Consider the following 615-nt stretch of genomic DNA (forward strand, 5'->3'; position numbering starts at 1 on the left):
GCTCCGGGGTCGGGATGTAGGAGTCCAGCGCGTCAGCCAGACGGAAGATCGCCGGCTCGCCGATTTCGGACTGATCGCCCTCCAGGGCCTTCAGTGCAGAACCGTGGATGATCGGGGTGTCATCGCCCGGGAAGTCGTACTTGGACAGCAGCTCGCGCAGTTCCATTTCGACCAGTTCCAGCAGCTCGGCGTCGTCAACCATGTCGCACTTGTTCATGAACACCAGAACGTACGGCACGCCGACCTGACGCGCCAGCAGAATGTGCTCGCGGGTCTGCGGCATCGGGCCGTCAGCAGCGGAACAGACCAGGATCGCGCCGTCCATCTGTGCAGCACCGGTAATCATGTTCTTCACGTAGTCAGCGTGGCCCGGGCAATCAACGTGGGCGTAGTGACGGTTTGCAGTTTCGTATTCAACGTGAGCGGTATTGATGGTGATACCGCGGGCCTTTTCTTCCGGCGCCGCATCGATTTCGTCATACTTCTTCGCCGCGCCACCGAACTTCGCCGACAACACCGTCGTGATCGCCGCCGTCAGCGTCGTCTTGCCGTGGTCAACGTGACCAATCGTACCCACGTTCACGTGCGGCTTCGTACGCTCGAATTTTTCCTTAG

At 60.3% G+C, this 615-nt stretch carries 1 protein-coding gene; it reads right to left on the reverse strand.

The window, feature by feature from the left end:
* Positions 1-615: GTP-binding protein (locus L0962_RS18345; protein WP_234087955.1), on the reverse strand; the 615-nt coding region annotated here is incomplete at both ends.

It is taken from the genome of Azonexus sp. R2A61 (assembly GCF_021401135.1).
Classification (GTDB): Bacteria; Pseudomonadota; Gammaproteobacteria; order Burkholderiales; family Rhodocyclaceae; genus Azonexus.